General features: G+C 67.5%; 22 protein-coding genes. 10 read left to right on the forward strand and 12 right to left on the reverse strand.

All coding sequences use genetic code 11. The annotated features are described in order from the left end of the window. The first annotated feature begins 58 nt into the window (after window positions 1-58). Complete coding sequence (locus HFK18_RS15605) at window positions 59-757, forward strand: MliC family protein (RefSeq protein ID WP_180166953.1); 699 nt, start codon at window positions 59-61, stop codon at window positions 755-757. 50 nt (window positions 758-807) lie between these two features. Here the strand turns inward: HFK18_RS15605 and HFK18_RS15610 are convergent, their stop codons facing one another. The 7 genes from HFK18_RS15610 to HFK18_RS15640 all read right to left on the reverse strand — a co-directional run bounded on the left by HFK18_RS15610 (window position 808) and on the right by HFK18_RS15640 (window position 7,621). Beyond that, the gene (locus HFK18_RS15610; protein WP_180166954.1) at window positions 808-1,356 is read right to left on the reverse strand and encodes a hypothetical protein; all 549 of its coding nucleotides are present in this window, start codon (window positions 1,354-1,356) and stop codon (window positions 808-810) included. Next, window positions 1,346-1,912: an elongation factor P-like protein YeiP gene (yeiP, locus tag HFK18_RS15615; RefSeq protein ID WP_099818338.1), complete on the reverse strand. Its 567-nt coding sequence runs from the start codon at window positions 1,910-1,912 to the stop codon at window positions 1,346-1,348. Before yeiP ends, HFK18_RS15610 begins: the two co-directional genes overlap by 11 nt. 49 nt (window positions 1,913-1,961) lie before the next feature. Then, window positions 1,962-2,732 carry an SDR family NAD(P)-dependent oxidoreductase gene (locus HFK18_RS15620; RefSeq protein ID WP_180166955.1) on the reverse strand — a complete coding sequence of 257 codons (771 nt, stop codon included), beginning with the start codon at window positions 2,730-2,732 and terminating at the stop codon, window positions 1,962-1,964. 79 nt (window positions 2,733-2,811) lie between these two features. Then, on the reverse strand, window positions 2,812-5,385 hold the full coding sequence (locus HFK18_RS15625) for an EAL domain-containing protein (protein WP_180166956.1): 2,574 nt from the start codon (window positions 5,383-5,385) through the stop codon (window positions 2,812-2,814). Further along, window positions 5,382-6,275: a hydroxymethylglutaryl-CoA lyase gene (locus HFK18_RS15630; protein WP_100552431.1), complete on the reverse strand. Its 894-nt coding sequence runs from the start codon at window positions 6,273-6,275 to the stop codon at window positions 5,382-5,384. The genes HFK18_RS15625 and HFK18_RS15630 overlap by 4 nt, the downstream gene beginning before the upstream one ends. A 169-nt stretch (window positions 6,276-6,444) precedes the next feature. Beyond that, complete coding sequence (locus HFK18_RS15635; protein WP_099818342.1) at window positions 6,445-6,831, reverse strand: VOC family protein; 387 nt, start codon at window positions 6,829-6,831, stop codon at window positions 6,445-6,447. Between the two features lies 1 nt (window position 6,832). Beyond that, entirely contained in the window at window positions 6,833-7,621 is a 789-nt protein-coding gene (locus HFK18_RS15640) for an enoyl-CoA hydratase-related protein (protein WP_180166957.1), read from the reverse strand. Between the two features lie 119 nt (window positions 7,622-7,740). On the opposite strand from HFK18_RS15640, the gene HFK18_RS15645 reads away from it, so the two are divergent. From HFK18_RS15645 to HFK18_RS15655, 3 genes are read left to right on the forward strand one after another with little or no spacing between them, the layout of a single operon-like run. Next, window positions 7,741-7,995: a FeoA family protein gene (locus HFK18_RS15645; RefSeq protein WP_089240906.1), complete on the forward strand. Its 255-nt coding sequence runs from the start codon at window positions 7,741-7,743 to the stop codon at window positions 7,993-7,995. Next, the gene (gene feoB, locus HFK18_RS15650; RefSeq protein WP_180166958.1) at window positions 7,992-9,854 is read left to right on the forward strand and encodes a ferrous iron transport protein B; all 1,863 of its coding nucleotides are present in this window, start codon (window positions 7,992-7,994) and stop codon (window positions 9,852-9,854) included. Before HFK18_RS15645 ends, feoB begins: the two co-directional genes overlap by 4 nt. Then, window positions 9,854-10,108, forward strand: coding sequence for a DUF6587 family protein (locus tag HFK18_RS15655; protein ID WP_180166959.1), 255 nt, complete (start codon window positions 9,854-9,856; stop codon window positions 10,106-10,108). The genes feoB and HFK18_RS15655 overlap by 1 nt, the downstream gene beginning before the upstream one ends. Before the next feature lie 150 nt (window positions 10,109-10,258). On the opposite strand, the gene HFK18_RS15660 is transcribed toward HFK18_RS15655, so the two are convergent. From HFK18_RS15660 to HFK18_RS15670, 3 genes are read right to left on the reverse strand one after another with little or no spacing between them, the layout of a single operon-like run. Beyond that, window positions 10,259-10,840, reverse strand: a complete 582-nt coding sequence (locus HFK18_RS15660) for an NAD(P)H-dependent oxidoreductase (protein WP_180166960.1) — start codon at window positions 10,838-10,840, stop codon at window positions 10,259-10,261. Between the two features lie 54 nt (window positions 10,841-10,894). Then, window positions 10,895-11,290 carry a MerR family transcriptional regulator gene (locus HFK18_RS15665; RefSeq protein WP_180166961.1) on the reverse strand — a complete coding sequence of 132 codons (396 nt, stop codon included), beginning with the start codon at window positions 11,288-11,290 and terminating at the stop codon, window positions 10,895-10,897. A 4-nt stretch (window positions 11,291-11,294) separates the two neighbouring features. Beyond that, entirely contained in the window at window positions 11,295-12,074 is a 780-nt protein-coding gene (locus HFK18_RS15670; protein ID WP_180166962.1) for a 3-oxoacyl-ACP reductase, read from the reverse strand. A gap of 70 nt (window positions 12,075-12,144) precedes the next feature. Here HFK18_RS15670 and dapB point away from each other — a divergent pair, with 70 nt between their 5' ends. The 5 genes from dapB to HFK18_RS15695 all read left to right on the forward strand — a co-directional run bounded on the left by dapB (window position 12,145) and on the right by HFK18_RS15695 (window position 19,127). Further along, window positions 12,145-12,873, forward strand: a complete 729-nt coding sequence (gene dapB / locus HFK18_RS15675) for a 4-hydroxy-tetrahydrodipicolinate reductase (RefSeq protein ID WP_180166963.1) — start codon at window positions 12,145-12,147, stop codon at window positions 12,871-12,873. A gap of 334 nt (window positions 12,874-13,207) precedes the next feature. Beyond that, the gene (gene carA, locus HFK18_RS15680; RefSeq protein ID WP_180166964.1) at window positions 13,208-14,338 is read left to right on the forward strand and encodes a glutamine-hydrolyzing carbamoyl-phosphate synthase small subunit; all 1,131 of its coding nucleotides are present in this window, start codon (window positions 13,208-13,210) and stop codon (window positions 14,336-14,338) included. A 149-nt stretch (window positions 14,339-14,487) separates the two neighbouring features. Continuing rightward, entirely contained in the window at window positions 14,488-17,730 is a 3,243-nt protein-coding gene (gene carB, locus HFK18_RS15685; protein WP_180166965.1) for a carbamoyl-phosphate synthase large subunit, read from the forward strand. A gap of 8 nt (window positions 17,731-17,738) precedes the next feature. Continuing rightward, window positions 17,739-18,203 (forward strand): transcription elongation factor GreA, encoded by a 465-nt coding sequence (greA, locus tag HFK18_RS15690; RefSeq protein WP_176022519.1) that lies wholly within the window; start codon window positions 17,739-17,741, stop codon window positions 18,201-18,203. Window positions 18,204-18,206: 3 nt separating this feature from the next. After that, window positions 18,207-19,127, forward strand: a complete 921-nt coding sequence (locus tag HFK18_RS15695) for a phosphoglycerate mutase (protein WP_180166966.1) — start codon at window positions 18,207-18,209, stop codon at window positions 19,125-19,127. A gap of 38 nt (window positions 19,128-19,165) precedes the next feature. Here the strand turns inward: HFK18_RS15695 and HFK18_RS15700 are convergent, their stop codons facing one another. Further along, on the reverse strand, window positions 19,166-20,221 hold the full coding sequence (locus tag HFK18_RS15700) for a DUF1176 domain-containing protein (protein ID WP_180166967.1): 1,056 nt from the start codon (window positions 20,219-20,221) through the stop codon (window positions 19,166-19,168). Further along, window positions 20,222-21,265 carry a DUF1176 domain-containing protein gene (locus tag HFK18_RS15705; protein WP_180166968.1) on the reverse strand — a complete coding sequence of 348 codons (1,044 nt, stop codon included), beginning with the start codon at window positions 21,263-21,265 and terminating at the stop codon, window positions 20,222-20,224. It lies immediately after the preceding gene. A 122-nt stretch (window positions 21,266-21,387) separates the two neighbouring features. On the opposite strand from HFK18_RS15705, the gene recJ reads away from it, so the two are divergent. Continuing rightward, window positions 21,388-23,145, forward strand: a complete 1,758-nt coding sequence (gene recJ, locus HFK18_RS15710; RefSeq protein ID WP_180166969.1) for a single-stranded-DNA-specific exonuclease RecJ — start codon at window positions 21,388-21,390, stop codon at window positions 23,143-23,145. The last annotated feature ends 1 nt before the right edge of the window (window position 23,146 follow it).

Raw genomic sequence — 23,146 nt, forward strand, 5'->3', positions numbered from 1 at the left:
CGTTTGCGCGCAGATGGTAGGGTCCAAGGTCTCTGTAGTTTCGACAAGGAGTCGAGCCATGCGTGTAATTCCCAGTCTGTTGGCGGCTTCCCTCGGCCTTGCGCTGAGCGCCTGCCAGCCGGCGCAGACGCCGGCCGCCGGTGGCGCAGCCGATGCGGTCGCAACGCCGGCACCGGCACCTGTGGCTGCCGCTGTTGATGGCGGCGGCAACGAAACCCTCTATCGCTGCGGCGACCTCGACGTGCGCGCGACCTTCGACGGCGAAGACGCAGCGACGGTTGTGATCGGCGAGCGCAGGTTCGCGATGTCCTCCGAACGCGCGGCCTCCGGCGCGAAGTATGCCGACGGCAAGGGCAACAGCTTCTGGACCCGCGGCAGCGATGAAGCGCTGCTCAGCCTGAAGGGCGAAGCGGATCGTGAGTGTGCAGCGGTGGAAGCGACCGAGGGCGATGGCAGTGCCGGCAACGCGGCGTTCCGTGCCACTGGCAACGAGCCGGGTTGGCTGGCCGTCGTCGATGGTGATGCACCGGGCCTGCAGGTGGACGTCGACTACGGCGAGCGCCGCTTCACCGTCGCAAAGCCGACCGAGGGCGCAGATGGCTGGGTCGGCAAGGCGGCAGATGGCACCGACATCAAGCTGAGCTTCCAGCGCACCACCTGCCAGGACGACATGAGCGGTGAGGCGTTCGAAGCCAAGGCCATGCTGACTGTAGGCCCGCGTCAGTACCACGGCTGCGGCAACTTCGGCGGCAAGTAACGCGTGGTTCCGCGGATCGGTGGCGCCGGGCCATGCCCGGCGTTGATCGGTCAGACCTCACAGGGCTTCAAGTCCAGCTCGAACACCAGGTCGTAGCGGCTGTTGATCCCGATCAGCGCCGTGCGGATCGCACAGTCACCGCGATGGCGCGCGACCAGATCGGTGAAGATCTTCTCGCGACCCTCGCAGTACGTCGCGCTGGCCTCTTCGAGTTCCCGACGGCGCTCGTCGTCGTAGGGTTCTTCGCCGGCGAAATGCTGGCAGGTGTTTTCGCGCGCGATAAACGCCTGCACGTCGTCGGGCATCTGACAGTAGATGCGTATGTCTTCGATGTCGTACACGTCGTTGGACACCGCGCAGCCAGCGGCAGCACGGGCCTGTTCCAGTTCCTCGTAACTCGAGGGCAGGCTGGCAGCGGAGGGCTCCTCGGCGGGTTCCTGCAGGGCCGCGGGCGACGCCGCTGCCGGTGCGGTGGCAGCCACCGGATCGACCGCTACGGCCTCTGGCGTGGCACCACCTGCGCCGTTGTCCGCTGCCTGCGGCGAGCACGCCGCAAGCAGGGGCAGGCAGGCGATCAGTGCCGCGCGGTTAATCGGCACGGCCGGCAAATTCGCCGGTGGCGGTGCTCACCAGCACGCGCTCGCCGTTGACGATGTACTCCGGCACCATGATCTCGATGCCGGTGTTGAGCTTGGCCGGCTTCGGGCGCTTGGTGGCGGTGCCGCCCTTCAATTCCGGCGGCGTCTCGATCACTTCCAGCACCACCGAGGCCGGCAGCTGGATGGCCACCGGCTGCTCGTCGATCACCTGCACGTAGATGCCGGTCAGGCCGTCGGTGATGTAGCCGGCGTCATCGCCGATCACGTCCGCGTCCAGGGTGTAGGGGGTGTAGTCCTCGTCATCGAGGAACACGAACGCATCGCCGTCCTTGTACGAATAGGTGGACTGGCGGCGCAGCAGTTCGACTTCGACCAGGTTGTCGTCGGCATCGAAGCTGGCATCGAGCTTGTTGCCGCCCGGCACGCTGTACATGATGAAACGGAAGCGGACGTTGCCGCCGCGACCCTGCGGCGAGCTGCGCTCGATGTCGCGGATCTGGTAGACGCCGTTGTTGAACTCGACGACGTTGCCCTTCTTGATGTCGTTGGCTTTCATGATGATGTTGGTCGTTGGGGGAGGGCGCCGTCCCGGCGCCCGGGGGGAATCACTTCGGAGCGAGCCGGGTGGCGCCGTCCAGGCGGATGGTCTCGCCGTTGATATAGGTGTTGCCGAGGATGTGGCCGACCAGGCTGGCGAAGTCTTCCGGCTTGCCCAGGCGCGACGGGAACGGAATCGATGCGGCCAGCGACTCCTGCACGGCTTCGGGCATGCCATCGACCATCGGCGTCCAGAACACGCCCGGCGCAATGGTGTTGACGCGGATGCCGAAGCGCGACAGCTCGCGGGCCATCGGCAGGGTCATTGCCACCACGCCACCTTTGGAAGCGGAGTAGGCGGCCTGGCCGATCTGGCCTTCGTAGGCGGCAACGCTGGCGGTGTTGATGATGACGCCGCGCTCGCCGTCCACCCCGACCTCGTTGTGCTGCATGCGATTGGCGGCGGCCTTGGCGACGTTGAAGCTGCCGACCAGATTGACCATCACCGTGCCCTGGAACCCGGCCAGCGGCATCGGGCCTTCCTTGCCCAGCACGCGGCCAGCGCCGAGGATGCCGGCGCAGTTCATGGCGACATTCAGGCCGCCGAGGAAATCGAAGGCCTGGTCGATGGCCGCCGACACGGACGCTTCATCACTGACGTTGACATTGAAATAGCGGGCGTTGTCCTGCCCCAGCCCGGCAACAGCGGCCGCGCCCTTGGCGTCGTTGAGGTCGAACAGGGCGACCTTGCCGCCCTGGGCAACCAGGTGCTGGGCCACGGCCAGGCCGAGGCCGGAGACGCCGCCAGTGATCACGGCACGTACGGAAGACAGCTGCATTGCACGGTCCTGCAGGTTCAAGAACCGCCGATTCTAACGGAAGCGACGGCAGCCGCCGTTGTGCACTGCGCCGCCGGCCTCAGCCCAGTTCGCGGGCGCGGCGCAGGCGACGCTCGAAGTCGGCGGCGGGCAGTCCGTGGGCGAACAGGAAGCCCTGGCCGACGGTCACCCCCAGGTCGAGCAGGCATTGCCGTTGCGGCTCGGTTTCCACACCTTCGGCGACCACGCCCAGGCCGAGGCTGCGGGCAATCGCGCACACTGCCTCGCAGACCGCCACATCCGAGCGGTTGCGGGGGATGCCCTCGACGAACAGCTGGCTCAGCTTCAGCCCATGGATGGGCAGCCGGCGCAGGTAGTTCAGCGCGCTGTAGCCTTCGCCGAAGTCGTCGATGGTCAGCATCACCCCCATCTCGCGCAGGCGGGCGAAAGTGCGCAGGGTGTCCGGCGCATCTTCGATCAGCACCCGCTCGGTGAACTCCAGCTCCAGCACGCTGCCGGGCAGGCCGAACTCGTCCAGCACCTGCCGCACCCAGCGGGCGAGATCCTCACCGACGAACTGCCGCCAGGAAACGTTGACCGCCACCCGCACCAGCCCGAGCCCGTCGTCCTGCCATTGCCGGACCTGCCGGCAGGCTTCGCGCAGCGCCCATTGACCGATGCGCACGATGTCGCCGGTGTGCTCGGCGTGGCGGATGAACAGGTCCGGCCGCATCTGCCCCAGCTGCGTGTTGTGCCAGCGCATCAACGCCTCGCAGGCGATGGTGGCGCCGCTGCGCAGGTTGACCTGTGGCTGGTAGACCAGGTGGAACTCGTCGCCATCCAGGGCCTTGTGCAGCCGGCTCTCGATCTGCAGGCGGTCATGCTGGCGCTGTGCCAGTTCCGGGGAGAACACCTGCCAGCCGTTGCGGGTGCGTCGCTTGCACTCGTACATCGCGGTGTCGGCGTTCTGGATCAGCTGCTGCGGCCGGTTACCATCGCGCGGTGCACGGGCGATGCCGATGCTGGCGGTGACCGGGAACTCGTCGCTGCCCAGCTGGAACGGCGCCGAAAAGGCCGCAGTGATGCGCTCGGCCAGCTGTTCGGCCTGGTCCGGCTGGTCGCGCAGGTCACAGATCACCAGGAACTCGTCGCCGCCAAAGCGTGCAAGCAGGCCTTCGGTGCCGATCGCGGTGGCGATGCGCCGGGTCGCTTCGATCAACAGTTCATCCCCGGCGTTGTGGCCAAGCAGGTCGTTGACCACCTTGAAGCGGTCCAGGTCGATATACAGCACCGCCACGCGGTCGTGGCCGGGGCTGTGCATGCGCACGCCGAGGTCGCTCAGCACCGCATCGCGGTTCATGATTCCGGTCAACGGGTCGGTGCGGGCCTGCACGCGCAGGGTTTCCTCGGCCTGCTTGCGCTCGGTGATGTCCTGCACGGTGCCGGTGATGCGCGCGGCATCGACATCACCGGCCGAGACCTCGCCGATCATCCGGATCCAGAACGAGTGGCCATCGCGACGCTGGCCCTGCAGCTCCAGGCCGAAGCTGCTGCGGTGCTCGATGGTGTCGGCCAGCGCCTGTTGCAGGGCGGCGCGGTCGTCGCTGCGCAGGCAGTCCAGCAGGTCCGGCATGTCCTCAAGATCGGCCGGCTGGCCGACGATGCGCCGCGCCTCATCGGTCAGGTACAGGCGCTGCAGGCCACGATCCCACTCCCAGCCGCCGATGTGGGCCAGTGACTGCGCGCGCGCGAACAGGGTGTTGTTGCGCTTCAGTTCGGTGATGTCACTGAACATCGCATAGACATGGTCGGCCTGGTCGCAGCCGTTGCCGAACACCGGCACGTTGGTGGTGGACAACCACAGCATGCGTCCGCGTGGGCGGTGGTACAGGCCGATGATGGTGCTGCGGATCATCCGCCCGGCCTGGAAGCAGCGGCTGGTCGGCCACTGTGACTGGGTCAGCGGATGGCCGTGTTCGTCGACGATGATCCAGGCTTCGGGATCGAGCATCGAATTCAAGCCCACGCCACCACCGGTGAGGCCGAGGATGCGGTGCGCTGCGGGATTGGCGGACAGAACGCGCAGATCACGGTCGAACAGGATCACGCCCTTGTCGATCGATTCCATCAACAGGCGATAGCGCGACTCGGCGCGCCAGCGCCCGCTCAGGTCGCGGGCGACGGCGACGATGCAGGGTTGGCCGCGGTCCTGGAAGCCGGCCGAGTGCACCTCCACCGGAAAGCGGCTGCCATCACCGCGCATGTTGGTCACTTCGATGACGTAGGTGTCGCCGCGGTTCAGCGCTTCCCACACCGGTTGCAGATGGTCGCTGGGCAGGTCGGGATTGAGCAGTTCAATCGGCTGGCCGACGATGTCCTCGCGCGGGCGGTCGTAGGCGACGATGCCGGCGCGGTTGACGTCCAGCACCACGCCTTCGGCGCTGAGGATGCTGACCGGGTCGGGCACGGCGTCGAACAACGCGGCATAGCGTGCCTGGGTATCCAGTTCGCGCTGCTGCGCATCGGCCAGCGCCTGCCGTGCCTGGCGCAGCAGCCTGGCCTGGGCCGGCGGCGGCGAAGCAGCCAGCGCCGCGTCCAGAGCGGCCAGCGCGACGTCGGTTGCGGCGGGTGTATCGCCGATGGCCGGACGGTCGCGCGGGCCGCTGTCGTTCATGTCGCCGCCAGCGCCTGCCCGACGCGGCTGGCGGTCGCGCGGCCGAGCAGCCCGGCCAGCCAACGGCCGGTCTCGGCCAGCGAAGGCAGGTCCACGCCGCATTCCAGGCCCAGGCCCTGCAGCAGGTACACCACGTCCTCGCTGGCCACGTTGCCGCTGGCGCCCTTGGCGTACGGGCAGCCGCCGGCACCGGACACGGCGCTGTCGACCACGCGCACGCCTTCTTCCAGGCAGGCCGCGATGTTGGCGATGGCCTGGCCGTAGGTATCGTGGAAGTGCACGGCCAATGCGCTCATCGGGATCTCGGCAGCCACCGCCTGCAGCATCGCGCGGGCCTTGCGCGGCGTACCGACGCCGATGGTGTCGCCCAGCGAGATTTCGTAACACCCCATTTGATGCAGGGCACGGGCCACACGCACAACGTCGGCCAGCGGCACCTCGCCCTGGTACGGGCAGCCGAGCACAGTGGAGACGTAGCCACGCACGCGCACACCATCAGCCGCCGCACGGCGCAGGATCGGCTCGAAACGGGCCAGCGATTCATCGATGCCGGCGTTGGTGTTGGTGCGGTTGAAGGCTTCCGATGCAGCGGTGAACACCGCGACTTCCTGCACGCCGACGGCGCGCGCACGGTCGTAGCCCTGTTCGTTCGGCACCAGTACCGGATAGGCGATGCCCGGGCGGCGCTGGATGCCGGCATAGACCTCGGCCGCGTCGGCCAGCTGCGGGACCCAGCGCGGGCTGACGAAGCTGGTCGCCTCGATGGTGCGCAGGCCGGTGGCCGACAGGCGATCGATCAGGGCGATCTTGTCGGCGGTGGCCACGGCCTGCTTTTCGTTCTGCAGCCCATCGCGGGGGCCGACTTCGACGATGCGGACGAAATCGCTCATCGCAGCACCCCTACGGCAGGCGAGGCGGGACGGGCAGGGCGGATGGGATCGACTGGGGTCACGGCGGTTCCTGGGAAACGGAGGCGGCCCGGTCTTCGCCAGGCTGCCAGATGAGATACGCAGGCGGGTCGCACGAGCGGCCACGCCTGCGCCTGTTTTGACGGAGGGCCTACCCGGGCAGGTGGCAGACCGCCTCGATGTTGTTGCCGTCCGGATCGATCACGAAGGCGGCGTAATAGTCCGGGTGGTACCACGGGCGCAGGCCGGGCGCCCCGTTGTCGCGGCCCCCTGCGGCCAGGGCGGCGGCGTGGAACGCATCAACCTGGGCCCGTTCGCCGCAGACGAAGGCCACGTGCACGCCCTGGCTGAGGGGCGCCGCATTGCCCAGCCAGAAGAACGGTTTGCCGTGTTTGCCGAAACCCACGTGGTCGTGGGCGCCGGTCTGTTCGGCACTGACCTCCATCACCAGGCCGATCTGCAGCGGCGCCAGCGCCTGCAGGAAGAAGACCTTGCTGCGCGGCAGATCGCCGGTGTTCACACCAATATGGTCCAACATGTCAGGCCTCCGTGACCCAGTGCGGTGCGCGCTTGTCGAGGAAGGCGCCCAGGCCTTCCTGGCCCTCGGCAGACACCCGCAGGCGGGCGATCAGGGCGGCATTGTCACGGTCCAGGCTGTCGCGATCATCGGCGTCGCGCACCTGCCGGACCAGCAGTTTGGCCGAGGCCGAGGCGATCGGCCCGGCCTTGTCGAGCAGGGCCAGCTGCCGCTGCACCGCTTCGTCCAGGCGCTCGGGCTCCACCAGATGGTGGATCAGGCCGATACGCAGGGCGGTGTCGGCGTCGAAGTGCTCGCCGGTCGCGAACCAGCGACGGGCCTGGCGGCTGCCGATGGCCTCGATCACATAGGGCGAGATCACTGCCGGCAACAGGCCCAGACGGCTTTCGGTCAGGCCGAAGCGGGCAGCGCTGGTGGCAATGGCGATATCGCAGCAGGCCACCAGGCCGACACCCCCACCGAAGGCGGCGCCGTGGACACGGGCCAGGGTCGGCTTGGGCAGCTCGTCCAGGGTGCGCATCAGCCGCGCCAACGCCAGGGCGTCCTCGCGGTTGTCCGCCTCGCTGGCCGTGGCCATGCCGCGCATCCACTGCATGTCGGCACCGGCGGAGAAGGAGTCGCCGTGGCCTGCCACCACCACCGTGCGCACCGTGTCATCGCGGCCGGCTGCTTCCAGGGCGGCGGTCAGCCGGGCGATCAGGCCGGCATCGAAGGCGTTGTGCAGCTCCGGCCGGTTCAGCCAGAGGGTCAGGACAGCGCCATTGCGCTCGATCTGCAAAGCATCGTTCATGGGATTCCGGGGTTGCTCCATACCTGTATGGATCATAGCGGGCCATTGGTCATGGGCCATGACGCGACGCGGGAATGTTAGAATCGAGAACCATTTACATCCAGCAGAGAACACGCTAGATGACGCTGTCCGAACTGCCCCTGCACACCTCGGCCGTGGTCGATTCCGTGCAGGACCTGCATGCCAACGATGCCATCGCCCGGCGCCTGCGCGAGCTGGGCTTCGTCAAGGGTGAGGAAGTGCGCCTGGTGGCGCGGGGTCCGGTCGGCGGCGAGCCGCTGCTGGTGCAGGTCGGGTTCACCCGTTTCGCGCTGCGTATCAGTGAGGCCCGGCGCGTGGTCATCGACCCGGCAAGCCAGGAGCGACGCGCATGAGTGCCACCGCAACCGCTGCACCGCTGCGCATCGCGCTGGTCGGCAACCCCAACAGTGGCAAGACCGCGCTGTTCAACCAGCTGACCGGCAGCCGGCAGAAGGTCGCCAACTACACCGGCGTCACCGTCGAGCGCAAGGAGGGCCGCCTGCGTGCGCCGTCCGGCCGCGAGTTCGCCGTGCTCGACCTGCCGGGCGCCTACAGCCTGCATCCGGCCAGCCTGGACGAGGCGATCACCCGCGACCTGTGCCGGGGCTTCTACCCGGGTGAGGCCGCGCCGGACGTCCTGTTGTGCGTGATCGACGCCACCAACCTGCGCCTGCACCTGCGTTTCGCCCTGGAGCTGCGCGAGCTGGGCAAGCCGATGATCATCGCCCTGAACATGGTCGACGCGGCGCAGCGCCGCGGCATCCAGATCGACGTTGCCGCGCTGGAGCGCGAGATCGGCGTGCCGGTGGTGGAAACCGTGGCGGTGCGCAAGCAGGGCGCGCGTGCGCTGGTGGAACGCCTGGACACGATGGTGCCGCATCTGGACGCGCCGTTGGCCGGTGTTGAGAGTGGCGCGGACTACCACGCGCAGGTGCGCGCGATCCTGGCCGCCGCCGTGCGCATGCCGGCGCGGACCGCGAAGATCGACGACACGCTCGACCGCTGGCTGCTGCATCCGGTGTTCGGCCTGATCACCCTGGTCGTGGTGATGTTCCTGATCTTCCAGGCGGTGTTCGCCTGGGCGACGCCGCTGATGGATGGCATCGAGGCCGGCTTCGCCTGGCTGGGTGAACTGGCCGCCAGCGTGCTGCCAGCTGGGCCGCTGACCAGTCTGTTGACCGACGGCATCATCGCCGGCCTGGGTGGCGTGGTGGTGTTCCTGCCGCAGATCCTGATCCTGTTCGCCTTCATCCTGGCACTGGAGGAGTCCGGTTACCTGCCGCGCGCCGCGTTCCTGCTGGATCGCATGATGGCGGCGGCGGGCTTGTCCGGTCGTTCGTTCATCCCGCTGCTGTCCAGCTTCGCCTGTGCCGTGCCGGGCATCATGGCCACCCGCAGCATCCAGGACCCGCGTGACCGCCTGGCCACGATCCTGGTGGCACCGCTGATGACCTGCTCGGCGCGCCTGCCGGTGTATGCGCTGCTGATCGGCGCGTTCATTCCGGCCGGCAGGATCGGCATCTTCAACCAGCAGGGCCTGGTGCTGTTCGGCCTGTACGTAGCCGGCATCCTCAGCGCGCTGGTGATGTCATGGGTGATGAAGAAGTGGCGCCGCGACAAGAGCGAGCACCCGCTGATGCTCGAGTTGCCGTCGTACCGCATTCCGCATCCGCGCGACCTCGCCGTCGGCCTGTACGAGCGCGGCATGATCTTCCTCAGGCGCGTCGGCGGCATCATCCTGGCGCTGACCATCCTGCTGTGGTTCCTGCTGTCGTTCCCGGGCGCGCCCGCCGATGCGACGATGCCGGCCATCGACTACAGCTATGCCGGTCAGATCGGCCATGCGATGACCGCGATCTTCGCGCCGCTGGGCTTCAACTGGCAGATCTGCATCGCGCTGATTCCGGGCCTTGCCGCGCGCGAAGTGGCGGTGTCCTCGCTGGCGACGGTATACGCGCTGTCGGCCGCCGATGACGATGCGGCGATCTCCGCGCTGTCGCCGGTGGTGGCTGATGGCTGGTCGCTGGCCACCGGTCTGGCCCTGCTGGTGTGGTTCATCTACGCGCCGATGTGCATCTCGACGCTGGCCACCATCAAGCGCGAGACCAACTCGTGGAAGCAGATGGGCTTTGCGGCGTTCTACCTGTTCGCCGCGGCGTACGTGGCTGCCCTGATCACCTACCAGGTGACCGTGGCGCTGGGGGGCGGCTGATGGACGCCGGCCTGCTGATCCAGTACCTGATCATCACGGTGGCCGTGCTGGTCAGCGCCTGGGTGGTGCTGAAGAAGCAGGCGCCCGGCACCGTGCGCAAGCTGCGTGGCGCGCTGGCACTGGCGCTGCTGAAGCCGGGCCGCGCGGCCTGGTTGCAGGCGCTGGGCCGGAAGATCGCGCCGCCGGCCACTGGCGGTGGCGGCGCGTGTGGGGGTTGTGACAGCTGCGGGCCGACGCCGCCGAAGCAGCACTGAGCCTGCCTTTTCCGCTTTGCTGGGTGCGAAGCTTGGTGTTTTGGTGGGTGCGAACCTTGGTTCGCACACCCTTGATCTTCCTCCACGCACGGCGTGGATCTACGTTGCGGGCCGGACGAGGCGGGCCGTTCGCCGCGACGCGTCAACGCGTCAACGCGCCTGCGCACCCAGCTCGGCTGCTTGAGCCAGCCAGCGTTCGCGCTGTTGCGGCGTGCTGCTGCGCACGGCACCCAGGCGGCTGACCTGCACCGGGCGGATGCCGCAGAATTCCAGGATGGTGCTGCGGATCTGGGTGATGCCCGGGTCGCGGTAGATCCACCGGTAGTACCAGGGCGGCGTGTCCAGGGTGGTGATGACCCGCGCGCTGCGTCCAGCCAGCAGCCGGTCCCACCACACCGAATCGCGCCGGTAGCGGAAGGCGAAGCCTGGCAGCAGCACGCGGTCGAAGAAGCCTTTCAACAGGGCAGGCATCGCGCCCCACCAGGTCGGGTAGACCAGTACAAGATGATCGCAGGCCTGGATCGCGTCGGCGGCATCCTGCAGGTCGGCTTCCAACGGCTGGATCTGGCGATAGCCGTGGCGAAGTACCGGGTCGAACTGAAGGTCGCCCAGGGCGATCAAGCGCACGCGGTGGCCGGCGTTGCCGGCGGCGGTTGCGTATCGCTGGGCGAGGGCGCCGCACAGGCTGTCGCGGTCGGGATGGCCAAGCAGGATCAGGATGGAGCGGGGCACGGCAGTCTCGGAAGCTGGAAAACCGCGACCGTGCGCTATGCCCCAGGGGCAGAGTCAAACCCCGGCGGGGCAGCCAGCGGCAGCCAGAACGCAAAGACCATCGCCCTGCTGAAGCCATTGCCGCAGCTCGTCCGCCACCTGCTGTAGTTCGACCTCGATGCGGGCAAGCCGCTCGCGCTCGGAAGCAATCGCAGCGCGCTGGCGCTCCAGCAGGACCAGCACTGCCGGCCAGTCGAGCTGGCCGTCGCTGCGCTGCAGGCGGGTGATGGCGGCCAATCCGATGCCCAGCCCCAGCGCCTGCCGGATCAGCTGCACCCACGCCACATCCTGTTCGCTGTAGTCGCGGTAGCGGTTCAGGCGCGGCACTGGCGGCAGCAGTCCGCGTGCCTCGTACAGGCGGATCGCCTTGGCGCTGGCGCCGGTGCGGCGCGCGACCTCGGAAATGCGCATGCGCTCAGTCCCGCACCAGTCCGCCATCCACCACCAGATTCTGGCCGGTGACCGCGCGCGCCCACGGGCTGGCGAAGAACAGCACGGCATCGGCGAACTCGGCCGGCGTGGTGACGCTGCGCAGCGGCGTGTTGGCGGCGATGTAGTCGAATACGGCTTCCGGCGTGGCGGCGCTGGCGTCGGTCGTGCGCAACAGGCCGCCGGAGAGCATGTTGACGGTGATGCCGTGCGGGCCGAGATCACCGGCCAGGGTGCGGGTGAGCGACAGCAGCGCGGCCTTGGCGGCGGTGTAGTCGTGGTACGGCACCACCGGGTTCTGGAACAGGTTGGTGCCGATGTTGATGACCCGGCCGAATCGCCGCGCCTGCATGCCGGGCAGGGCGGCCTGCACGGTGTTGAGGGCGCCGCGCACGCTGCCTTCGAACTGCGCCTGGAAGGCCGGCCAGGCGATGTCGGCGGCGCTGTCGCGGGCATCGCCATTGAACGAGAACGAAGCCAGTGCGTTGTTGACCACGGTGGTCACGCCCTGGCCGAAGTGCGCCAGTGCGTGCTGCAGCAGGTTGTCGACCTGGGCGCGGTCGGTGACGTCGGCCTGCAGAGCGATGGCCTGGCCGCCCAGCTCGCTGGCCAGTGTACGTGCCGCTGCTTCGCTGCGGTGATAGTTGATGACAACCCGCGCGCCCTGCGCGGCGAAGGCGCGGGCGATGTGCTGGCCGAGGCCGCGACCGGCGCCGGTGACCAGTACCAGCTGTTCGCTGATCTGCATGATGGCCAGGCAATCCATGGCAAAAGGGCAGGCAGCGTAGCAGCGACAGTGCTTGCCGGACCATGCGTGCTGCCGCTAGCCTGCGTGCATGAACCAGACTCCCCTGCGATTGCTTATTCACGGCGCCTCCGGGCGCATGGGCCAGGCCCTGTTGCGGCTGGCCGCCGAACATCCTGATTCCCTGCAGATCGTCGCTGCGGTCACCGGCCGCGCGCCGGCCCAGCGGGTGATCGATGGTGTGCCGTTCTTCGCCGCCAGCGAGTTGCCGGGGGCGCCGGTGTTCGACGTGGCGATCGATTTCAGCCTGCCGGAGGGCTTCGATGCACTGCTGGCACTGTGCGTGGAGCGCGGCGCAGGCCTGGTGTCGGGCACCACCGGCATTTCCACTGCGCAGCGACAGGCGCTGGAGTCGGCGTCGGTGAAGATCCCGCTGGTGTGGGCGTCGAACTTCAGCCTGGGCGTGGCGGTACTGGACGAGCTGGTGGAGCGCGCTGCGCAGGCGCTGGCGGGCTGGAACTGCGACATCGTCGAGTCGCACCATACGCAGAAGAAGGACGCTCCCTCGGGCACGGCGCTGACCCTGGGCGCGGCGGCACAGCGCGGTGGGGCTGAGCCGCAGTACGCCAGCCTGCGCGCCGGTGACATCGTCGGCGAGCATCTGGTGCAGTTCACCGGCCTGGGCGAGCGCATCGAGCTGGTGCACCGGGCCACCAACCGCGACATCTTCGCCCGCGGAGCGCTGTTTGCCGCTCGCCAGCTGCAGGGCCGGGCGGCGGGCAGCTACCGGGTACGCGACCTGCTGGACGGGCCCGGGTAACGGGCCCGGGTCGATGGTAGATGCCAACCTTGGTTGGCAGCCGTTGCTGAACGCGCCAACCAGGGTTGGCGCCTACCGGAGCCGGGCAGGTGGGATGGCAGCGGCCCGGTCATCGGCCTGCATACGCCCCCGGATTGAAATGAATGCGCAATCGCCTGTTCATGAATGGCGATAACCGCTGGCGCGCGCGCCCCGGCACCGCTACAATTCGCACTCGCCGAATCACGAAAGCCGGACCGGTCCCAGACCGTACGTCCGCGCTTTTTTGCAACCGGATTTCCGTGAAGCGCAGGCGTGACTTCGGCACCCCCTCGGTAGCCAAAGTGAGAATTCCGTGACCCAAGCCGCAATCCTCGTCCTCGAAGACGGCACCGTATTCGAGGGCGAATCCGTAGGCGCGCCCGGCCTGTCCGTCGGTGAGGTGGTGTTCAACACCGCCATGACCGGCTACCAGGAAGTGTTGACCGACCCGTCCTACGCCCGGCAGATGGTCACGCTGACCTATCCGCACATTGGCAACACCGGCATGACCGACCAGGACAATGAAGCGTCCAAGGTGTGGTCGGCTGGCCTGATCGTGCGCGACGTGCCGCGCCGCCCCAGCAACTGGCGCAGCCAGGTGTCGCTGCAGGACTGGCTGATCCAGCGTGGCGTGGTCGCCATAGCCGGCATCGACACCCGCAAGCTGACCCGCATCCTGCGCGAGAAGGGCGCCCAGAACGGCGCGCTGATGGCCGGCGACGGCATCGATGTGGAAAAGGCACTGGAAGCGGCCCGCAAGTTCCCCGGCCTGAAGGGCATGGATCTGGCCAAGGTCGTCACCACCGACAAGACCTACGTCTGGACCGAGGGCCAGCTGGACCTGGATGCCAATGCCTTCGTCAGCGTGCCGGCCAAGTACAAGGTCGTGGCGTACGACTTCGGCGTGAAGACCAACATCCTGCGCATGCTGGCCGAGCGCGGCTGCGAGGTCACCGTGGTGCCGGCGCAGACCCCGGCTGCTGAAGTGCTGGCGCTGAAGCCGGACGGCGTGTTCCTGTCCAACGGCCCGGGCGACCCGGAGCCGTGCGACTACGCGATCACCGCGATCAAGACCTTCATCGACGTGAAGATCCCGACCTTCGGCATCTGCCTGGGCCATCAGCTGCTGGGCCTGGCCTCGGGCGCGAAGACGATCAAGATGGGCCATGGCCACCATGGTGCTAACCATCCGGTGCAGGACCTGGACAGCGGCCGGGTGATGATCACTTCGCAGAACCACGGTTTCGCAGTGGATGAAGCGACCCTGCCGGCCACCCTGCGGGTGACCCACCGTTCGCTGTTCGACGGCACCAACCAGGGCATCGCCCGCACCGACGTGCCGGCCTTCTCGTTCCAGGGCCACCCGGAAGCGTCGCCGGGCCCGACCGACGTCGGTCCGTTGTTCGACCGTTTCGTGGCGCTGATGGACCAGGCCAAGGCGTGATCAGTACGCCGCCGGTTCGCCGGTGGCGTCGCGATGGACCGTAAGCCTCCGCATCGCGGCTGCCTCTGGCGCGGCGCTGCGGATCAAGATTCCTGATCGACAGCGTGCGATCACCCCCCTTGTCACGCTGTACTGACTTAGAGAAGAAAATGCCCAAGCGCACTGACCTCAAGACCATCCTCATCATCGGTGCCGGCCCGATCGTCATCGGCCAGGCCTGCGAGTTCGATTACTCCGGCGCCCAGGCCTGCAAGGCCCTGCGTGACGAGGGCTACCGCGTGGTGCTGGTCAACAGCAACCCGGCCACGATCATGACCGACCCGGAGATGGCCGACGCCGTCTACATCGAGCCGATCAACTGGCAGACGGTCGAGAAGATCATCGCCAAGGAAAAGCCTGACGCGCTGCTGCCGACCATGGGTGGCCAGACCGCGCTGAACTGCGCGCTGGACCTGGCCGACAACGGCGTGCTGGAGAAGTACAACGTCGAGCTGATCGGCGCCAAGCGCGAAGCCATCATGATGGCCGAGGACCGCGAGCTGTTCCGCGTGGCGATGAGCGAGATCGGCCTGGAGTGCCCGACCGCTGCCGTTGCGCACACCCTGGACGAAGCGCTGGAGATCCAGACCCGCGTCGGCTATCCGACCATCATCCGCCCCAGCTTCACCCTCGGCGGCAGTGGCGGCGGCATCGCCTACAACCGCGAAGAGCTGATCGAAATCGTCAACCGCGGCCTGGAACTGTCGCCGACCACCGAAGTGCTGGTCGAAGAATCGGTGCTGGGCTGGAAGGAGTTCGAGATGGAAGTGGTCCGCGATACCGCGGACAACTGCATCATCGTCTGCTCGATCGAGAACCTGGACCCGATGGGCGTGCACACCGGTGACTCGATCACCGTGGCCCCGGCGCAGACCCTGACCGACAAGGAATACCAGCGCCTGCGCGATGCCTCCATCGCCGTGCTGCGCAAGATCGGCGTGGATACCGGTGGTTCGAACGTGCAGTTCGGCATCAACCCGGACACCGGCCGCGTGGTGGTGATCGAGATGAACCCGCGCGTGTCGCGATCCTCGGCGCTGGCCTCCAAGGCCACCGGCTTCCCGATCGCCAAGGTCGCCGCCAAGCTGGCCGTGGGCTACACCCTGGACGAACTGAAGAACGAGATCACCGGCGGCCTGACCCCGGCCTCGTTCGAGCCGTCCATCGACTACGTCGTCACCAAGATTCCGCGCTTCGCATTCGAGAAGTTCCCGGCCGCCGATGCACGCCTGACCACCCAGATGAAGTCGGTGGGCGAGGTGATGGCGATGGGCCGCACCTTCCAGGAGTCGATGCAGAAGGCCCTGCGTGGCCTGGAAACCGGCAAGGTCGGCTTCGACCCGACCGGCCTGGACCTGACCAGTGAAGACGATCTGCAGACCCTGCGCCGCGAGCTGAAGGCGCCGGGTCCGGAGCGCCTGTTCTTCGTGGGCGATGCGTTCCGCGCCGGCATGAGCGTGGAGGACATCTTCAAGCTGTCCTACATCGATCCGTGGTTCCTGGACCAGATCGAAGAAATCATCGCCGCCGAGACCCAGGTCGCGGCCGATGGCATCGACGCACTGGATGCGGCGCGCCTGCGCAAGCTCAAGCGCGCCGGCTTCTCCGACGCCCGCCTGGCCCAGCTGACCGGCACCAACGAAGCGGCCGTGCGTGCGCTGCGTCGCGCGCACAAGGTGCGCCCGGTGTACAAGCGCGTGGACTCCTGCGCCGCCGAGTTCTCCACCGGCACCGCCTACCTGTACTCGACCTACGAGGACGAGTGCGAAGCCGCGCCGAGCAACCGCGACAAGATCATGATCCTCGGCGGTGGCCCGAACCGCATCGGCCAGGGCATCGAGTTCGACTACTGCTGCGTGCACGCGGCACTGGCGCTGCGCGAGGATGGCTATGAAACCATCATGGTCAACTGCAACCCGGAAACCGTGTCGACCGACTACGACACCTCCGACCGCCTGTACTTCGAACCGCTGACCCTGGAAGACGTGCTGGAAATCGTCGAGCTGGAGCAGCCCAAGGGCGTGATCGTGCAGTACGGCGGCCAGACCCCGCTGAAGCTGGCACGCGCGCTGGAAGCCAATGGCGTGCCGGTGATCGGCACCAGCCCTGACTCGATCGACCTGGCCGAAGACCGCGAGCGCTTCCAGCAGCTGGTGGAAAAGCTGGGCCTGAAGCAGCCGCCGAATCGCATCGCCCGCAACGACCAGGAAGCCCTGCTGCTGGCGCGCGAGATCGGCTACCCGCTGGTGGTGCGCCCGAGCTACGTGCTGGGTGGCCGCGCGATGGAAATCGTCTACGGCGAATCCGACCTGGCCCGCTACGTGCGTGACGCGGTGAAGGTGTCCAACGATTCGCCGGTGCTGCTGGACCGCTTCCTCGACAACGCCGTCGAGTGCGACGTGGACATCATCGCCGACGCCCAGGGCAACGTCCTGATCGGTGGCGTGATGGAGCACATCGAAGAGGCCGGCGTGCACTCGGGCGATTCCTCCTGCTCGCTGCCGCCGTACTCGCTGTCGGCTGAAACCCAGGCAGAGCTGCGTCGCCAGGTGGTCGAGCTGGCCAAGGCCCTGAACGTGGTGGGCCTGATGAACACCCAGTTCGCGATCCAGACCGACGAGGAAGGCAACGACACCATCTTCCTGCTGGAAGTGAACCCGCGTGCCTCGCGCACCGTGCCGTTCGTGTCCAAGGCCACCGGCATGCCGCTGGCCAAGATCGCGGCCCGCTGCATGGCGGGCAAGACCCTGGAAGAGCAGGGCGCCACCAAGGAAATCGTGCCGGACTACTACTCGGTGAAGGAAGCGATCTTCCCGTTCGCCAAGTTCCAGGGCGTCGACCCGATCCTTGGGCCGGAGATGCGCTCCACCGGTGAGGTGATGGGCGTGGGTCGCAGCTTCAACGCCGCCTTCGCGCGTGCGCAGGAAGCCGGTGGCATCAAGGCGCCGCCGGTCGGCAAGGCCTTCGTGTCGGTGCGAGACCCGGACAAGAAGCGCGTGTTGCCGGTGGCCAAGGCCCTGCTGGCACGTGGCTACAGCCTGGTCGCCACCCGCGGCACCGCAGCGTGGCTGCAGCAGCACGGCATGGATTGCGAGATCATCAACAAGGTGGTCGAGGGTCGCCCGCACATCGTCGATTCGATCAAGAACGGCGAGATCGTCTATATCGTCAACACGACCGAAGGCCGTGCCGCGATCAACGACTCGTTCTCGATCCGCCGCGAGGCGCTGCAGCACCGCGTCACCTATTCGACCACCATTGCCGGTGCCAAGGCGCTGGTGGATTCACTGGAATTCCGCGGTACCGGCCCGGTCTGGTCGCTGCAGGAACTGCACAAGGAGTTGAACGCATGAGAGCACCCATCACGATGAAGGGCGCGCAGCGACTGCGCGATGAACTGGATCACCTGAAGTCGGTCAAGCGCCCGAAGGTGATCGCCGCGATCGCCGAAGCGCGCGAGCATGGCGACCTGAAGGAGAATGCCGAGTACCACGCCGCGCGCGAGGAACAGGGCTTCATCGAAGGCCGCATCAAGCAGCTGGAAGGCGAGCTGTCGCACGCCGAGATCATCGACGTGAGCAAGCTCAATGCAGGCTCCAAGGTGGTGTTCGGCGCCAGCGTGACCCTGGCCGACGTGGAATCGGACGAAGAGAAGAAGTACCAGATCGTTGGCGATCTGGAAGCGGACATCAAACTGGGCCTGATCGCCATTTCCTCGCCGGTTGCCCGCGCGATGATCGGCAAGCTGGAAGGTGACTCGATCGTGATCGATGCGCCGGCCGGCCAGCGCGAGTACGAGATCGTCAGCGTCAGCTACCAGGACTGATCCGTGGCAACGGCGACCCTGCTGTTGCCGGCACGCAGCCGCTTTGCGGTGGCTGCATTGCCGGATGATGTGGCGCGTGCCCTGGGCCGCGCCACCACCTCGCAGGGCGACGCCGGTGAACGGGCGCAGCTGCTGCGTCACTTCACGGTCGCCGCGCCGCACTGGCCGGTGGCCGCGTTGACCCGCCAGCGTGACGTCGGCGATGCCGCCGGCGCCTGCTGGCTGCGTGCCGATCCGGCCTGCATGGTGCCGGACATGCATGGCGCGCGCATGATGGGCCACGGCGAAACGCTGCGGCCCAGCCTGGCCGATACGTTGGCCCTGTTGCCTGTGTTGCAGCCGCTGTTTGCGGATGCAGGCTTCGTGCTGGATGCCCCCGACCCTTCGCGCTGGTACCTGCGGCTGCCCATCGGTACCGAACTGCCGGAGTTCGACAGTCCGGACGAGGTGCTGGGTGATGATCTGTTCTCGCACCTGCCACTGGGCGAGGCGGGCCGCCGCTGGCGCGCATTGATGACGGAAGCGCAGGTGCTGCTGCATACCCATTCGTGGAACCAGCAGCGCGCTGCACAGGGGCAGCAGCCGATCAATTCGCTGTGGTTCTGGGGCGGTGGCGTGATGCCGGTATCGGTGGCCACGCCACATGCGCAGGTGCGCAGCCGCGATGCGCTGCTGCAGGGCCTGGCGCAGGCCGCAGGCGTCGCGGTGGATGGCGAGCAATCGGTCGATGCACTGGTCGACCTGCGCCAGCTGCGCTCGTTGCAGCAGCTGGGCAACGATGCGATCCGGCCGCTGCTGGCCGCGCTCAAGCGTGGTGAACTGCAACGGCTGGTGCTGGATTTCGAGGATGGCCTGCAGTTCCAGCTGGACAAAGGCCAGCGCTGGCAGTTCTGGAAGAAGCCCCGCCAGCTGCACGACGGTTGAAAGAATGCGGTAGCGCCGGGCCATGCCCGGCGGATGCGCTATCGAACATCGGTGACGTAGGTCGGCAACTGCCAGTGCCTGCGGCTCGGGCCGGTGCAGTAGTGACCGACGTACTCCGCACTGAGGATCAGTCGACTTCCGTCCCACGCCCAGTGCCGGTTCGTCCCGCACGCATCCTGGTCTGTCGCAAGGCCTTCTTCAAGAAACACGGCGTGCGGGTAGAGCGGAAACAGCGGGGTCGACGAGAGCAGCTTGGGTGCGAATGGTGCACGGTCGCGGATCAGCCAGGTACCCGCTGGCACGATGTGGCGGTCGGTCGCACAGCTCAACATGGCAAGGACATGGGTGGCATCCACCCGTTCGATGCGTAGCTGGCGCGACGACATCCGTTCGCAGGCGTTCCGCGCGGCGGCCACCGGCTGCAGTTGCTGCAGCAGATCTGTCCGCTCAGCCAGCTGACCATCGTCGTCATGTGCTTCGACCAGCAGGGGCGGTGCCTTCAGCGGTGGCGCGGCTACTGCAGCCGGCACCTTCGATTCCGGCTGTGCGCCCTTGCGCACCAGTGCGCCTGGGGTGTCCAGCCGACCTTGTGCCTCGTCCATCTTCAGCAGCAACGTGCGGATGCCGCGATCCGACAGTGGCCACGCGTGGCCGGAGGCGTCGCTCATCTCGATGCGCCTGTCCTCCAGCAGTGCATCGATTACTGCTGTCACGTAGTGCGCGGACAGCTGCAGGCCAATATCGAGCGCTTCGCTGTGGCCGATGGCACCGAGGTCCCTTCCGTCCACGCGCAGTCGCAACGTCCCTTCGGGTGCCACCGCCACAGGGGTACGTGGCGCGTCCTCGGCGCCCTCGGCCATTGACAGCCGTGCGGTGACCGCGGTCTGCGGCCCGCCGGCACGTTCGAGCAGCACGCTCAGCATCAGCGGTGCCAGTGGACCGTAGACTGCTAGCCGGCAGGTGCGGGTGTTGTCGCAGGCCATCACGCCGTCACCCTCGACGAACGATGTGCCAAGCGGTTCAGCGGCCGAGGCAACCGAGGCCAGAGTGAGGGAGGCCAGCAGCGGCGTGCGTAACAGTGAGGATGCACGCATTCAACGAACCTCGCTGACCAGGGTCGGCAGGTTCCAATGCCCGCCCGGCATGCCACGACACAGACCGGTACTGAACGCACTGCTTGGCTGGAATCTGCGGCCATCCCAGGTCCAGTCAGAGCCGGAAACGCAGTCGCCGATGCCGCGGCCCTTGTAGCGTGCGTACAGCGTGCGCTCGACGCGCGAGAAGCCCTCTGCCTCCAGCGTGACCACCTCCGCTGCGTACGGTGGCTGATCGTGCGCGATCCAGAAACCATTGCTGTAGTTGTACGCACCCATCTGGCACAGCGCCTGCACCAGCACATGGCTGTCGTCCAGCCGCTCGATCACCATTTCCGGGGTTCCCTTGTACTCGATCAGGCGCGGGCAGTCGTCGCTGTCGCCGAGCGTGGCAATCAACGCGTCGCGCAGCGCTTCGCTGCTGCCCAATGCGCTGTCGCCGGGGCGAGCGGCCGCCAGCACGCCGCGCACGATCACCGGTCTGGCTTGCGCAGCCGGCACGCTCGCTTCGGCACGCGTGCCACGCCGTATCAGGGCGCCGGGCGTACCCACGCGCGCTTGTGCCTCGTCCATTTTCAACAGCACCGCGGCGGCACCACGATCGGAAATCGGCCAGCGCGTGCCCCTGCTGTCGATCACCTCGATGCGGGCCTGGCCGGGCAGGGCGGCGAGCAGGGCTGCAACCTGCGTCGGTCGCAGCGTCACCGCTTCGTCGGCCCCGGTGTCCTGCACGCGACCCAGATCACGTCCGTTCACCTGCAGGCGCATCGATCCTTCAGGCATTGTGCTTTCGCCATCCTCACCGACCCGCAGCCGCGCCTTCACTGCCGTGCCGGGGCCGCCGGCACGTTCCAGCATCAGGCCCAGCAGGCTGCCTGCGTTCTCCGGGCCATAGCCGGCGGCGCGGCAGGTGCCGGTGTTGTCGCAGGCCAGGAACCAGTCGTGGCGCACGAACTCGATGCCGGGTTCCAGCGGCGTGTTTCCGGCGTGGCTGGCCAGCGGCAGCAAAAGGCTGGCAATCAGTGCGGACAGCGTGCGATGCATGGCAAATTCCGTTTCAGAAGCGAACAAGCATGGGCGATCACCCCGCCTGCGCCAAGCCCGCGCAGAGCCAGACACGCCGAGCGGGGTATCATGCGCGGGTCTTCCGTAAACCGGCGATGCCGATGTCCCTTGCCGCCGATGCTGCGCCGCTGTCCTCTGATTCGCCGATGATCCGCCGCCGCGATGCGGTTGCGCCCGGTAGCTGGCCGGACGGCACGCTGCCACTGTTGGCGCGCCTGTACGCCGCACGTGGTGCGCACACCCCGGAACTGGCGCTGCCCAAGCTGGGCAACCTGCACGCGCCGGAGCTGCTGACCGGCATCGATGCGGCCGTGGACCTGTTGGTCCAGGCCATTGCAGCGGACAAGCGGATCCTGGTGGTCGGTGATTTCGACTGCGACGGCGCCACCGCCTGCGCGGTCGGTGTACGTGGCCTGCGCATGCTCGGCGCGCAGCATGTCTTCCACGCGGTGCCCAACCGCATGGTGCACGGCTACGGCCTGTCACCGTCGCTGGTGGACGAGCTGGCTGCGCTGCAGCCGGATCTTCTGGTCACCGTCGATCACGGAATCGCCTGCCATGACGGCGTGACCGCAGCCAAAGCGCGGGGCTGGCAGGTGCTGGTGACCGATCATCATCTGCCCGGTCCGCAGCTGCCGCCGGCCGATGTCATCGTCGACCCCAATCTGGACGGCGACGCCTTCCCCAGCAAGTCGCTGGCCGGTGTCGGCGTGATCTTCTACGTGCTGATGGCGCTGCGCCGGCAGATGCGCGAAGCGGGTGTATTTGCCGATGGGAAAGGTCCGGACCTGACCACCCTGCTGGATCTGGTGGCCGTGGGTACCGTGGCCGACCTGGTGGTGCTGGATGCCAACAACCGCGCCCTGGTCAGTGCTGGTCTGCGTCGGCTGCGCAACGGCCAGGGCTGCGTTGGCCTGAAGGCGCTGATCGAAGCCAGTGGCCGCGACGCCGCGCGACTGACCGCCACCGACATCGGCTTCGGGCTCGGCCCGCGCTTGAATGCGGCCGGTCGGCTGGAAGACATGGCGCTGGGAATCGCGCTGCTGCTCACCGAAGATCCGCGGCAGGCCCGTGACATCGCGCAGACGCTGGAGCAGATCAACGCTGAGCGGCGTGCGGTGCAGCAGTCGATGACCGATGACGCCGAACAGGCGCTGTCGCGGGTGGTGCTCGATACCGCCGGGCAGCGTCCGGTGGCGGCCTGCCTGTTTGATGCGGATTGGCACCCCGGTGTGGTCGGCCTGGTCGCTTCGAAGATGAAAGATCGCCTGCATCGTCCGGTGATCGCGTTCGCGCCGGCCGAGCCGGGTGCCGACACCCTGCGCGGTTCAGCGCGTTCGATTGCCGGCCTGCATATCCGTGATGCGCTGGCCCTGGTTGATGCGCGCCATCCCGGCTTGATCGAGCGCTTCGGCGGTCACGCAATGGCTGCCGGCTTGAGCATGCGACTGGATCATCTGGCCGACTTCGAAGCCGCGTTCGTCGCTACCGTGCTGGAAATGCTCGACCCGGCGGCACTGCAGCAGCAGGTGCTCAGTGATGGCGAACTGGCAGCGGACGAACTCGATCATCGCCACGCCGATGCGCTGCGCCTGGCCGGACCGTGGGGACAAGGTTTCCCCGAGCCGCTGTTCGATGGCCACTTCGAAGTGGCCAACTGGCGCGTATTGAAGGAACGGCATCTGAAGCTGGAACTGCGCCTGCCCGGCGTACCGGGCACGATCAACGCGATCCACTTCGGTGGCTGGCACGGCAACGCACCAGGCAAGCATGTCCACCTGGCCTATCGCCTGGCCTGCGATGACTATCGCGGTGGCGCCGCGATCCAGCTGATCGTCGAGCACTGCCTGCCCGCATGAA

The sequence above is a fragment of the Stenotrophomonas sp. SbOxS2 genome (assembly GCF_013416715.1).
GTDB lineage: Bacteria > Pseudomonadota > Gammaproteobacteria > Xanthomonadales > Xanthomonadaceae > Stenotrophomonas > Stenotrophomonas lactitubi.

Excerpts from the sequence above, each read along its gene's own strand:
- HFK18_RS15665 (WP_180166961.1), bottom strand. The coding sequence starts at position 11,290 with ATGCGCATTTCCGAGGTCGCGCGCCGCACCGGCGCCAGCGCCAAGGCG.
- carB (WP_180166965.1), top strand. The coding sequence starts at position 14,488 with ATGCCCAAGCGCACTGACCTCAAGACCATCCTCATCATCGGTGCCGGC.
- HFK18_RS15670 (WP_180166962.1), bottom strand. The coding sequence starts at position 12,074 with ATGGATTGCCTGGCCATCATGCAGATCAGCGAACAGCTGGTACTGGTC.
- HFK18_RS15625 (WP_180166956.1), bottom strand. The coding sequence starts at position 5,385 with ATGAACGACAGCGGCCCGCGCGACCGTCCGGCCATCGGCGATACACCC.
- HFK18_RS15630 (WP_100552431.1), bottom strand. The coding sequence starts at position 6,275 with ATGAGCGATTTCGTCCGCATCGTCGAAGTCGGCCCCCGCGATGGGCTG.
- HFK18_RS15645 (WP_089240906.1), top strand. The coding sequence starts at position 7,741 with ATGACGCTGTCCGAACTGCCCCTGCACACCTCGGCCGTGGTCGATTCC.
- HFK18_RS15705 (WP_180166968.1), bottom strand. The coding sequence starts at position 21,265 with ATGCATCGCACGCTGTCCGCACTGATTGCCAGCCTTTTGCTGCCGCTG.
- yeiP (WP_099818338.1), bottom strand. The coding sequence starts at position 1,912 with ATGAAAGCCAACGACATCAAGAAGGGCAACGTCGTCGAGTTCAACAAC.
- recJ (WP_180166969.1), top strand. The coding sequence starts at position 21,388 with ATGTCCCTTGCCGCCGATGCTGCGCCGCTGTCCTCTGATTCGCCGATG.
- feoB (WP_180166958.1), top strand. The coding sequence starts at position 7,992 with ATGAGTGCCACCGCAACCGCTGCACCGCTGCGCATCGCGCTGGTCGGC.
- HFK18_RS15620 (WP_180166955.1), bottom strand. The coding sequence starts at position 2,732 with ATGCAGCTGTCTTCCGTACGTGCCGTGATCACTGGCGGCGTCTCCGGC.
- HFK18_RS15635 (WP_099818342.1), bottom strand. The coding sequence starts at position 6,831 with ATGTTGGACCATATTGGTGTGAACACCGGCGATCTGCCGCGCAGCAAG.
- HFK18_RS15605 (WP_180166953.1), top strand. The coding sequence starts at position 59 with ATGCGTGTAATTCCCAGTCTGTTGGCGGCTTCCCTCGGCCTTGCGCTG.
- dapB (WP_180166963.1), top strand. The coding sequence starts at position 12,145 with ATGAACCAGACTCCCCTGCGATTGCTTATTCACGGCGCCTCCGGGCGC.
- HFK18_RS15640 (WP_180166957.1), bottom strand. The coding sequence starts at position 7,621 with ATGAACGATGCTTTGCAGATCGAGCGCAATGGCGCTGTCCTGACCCTC.
- HFK18_RS15700 (WP_180166967.1), bottom strand. The coding sequence starts at position 20,221 with ATGCGTGCATCCTCACTGTTACGCACGCCGCTGCTGGCCTCCCTCACT.
- HFK18_RS15655 (WP_180166959.1), top strand. The coding sequence starts at position 9,854 with ATGGACGCCGGCCTGCTGATCCAGTACCTGATCATCACGGTGGCCGTG.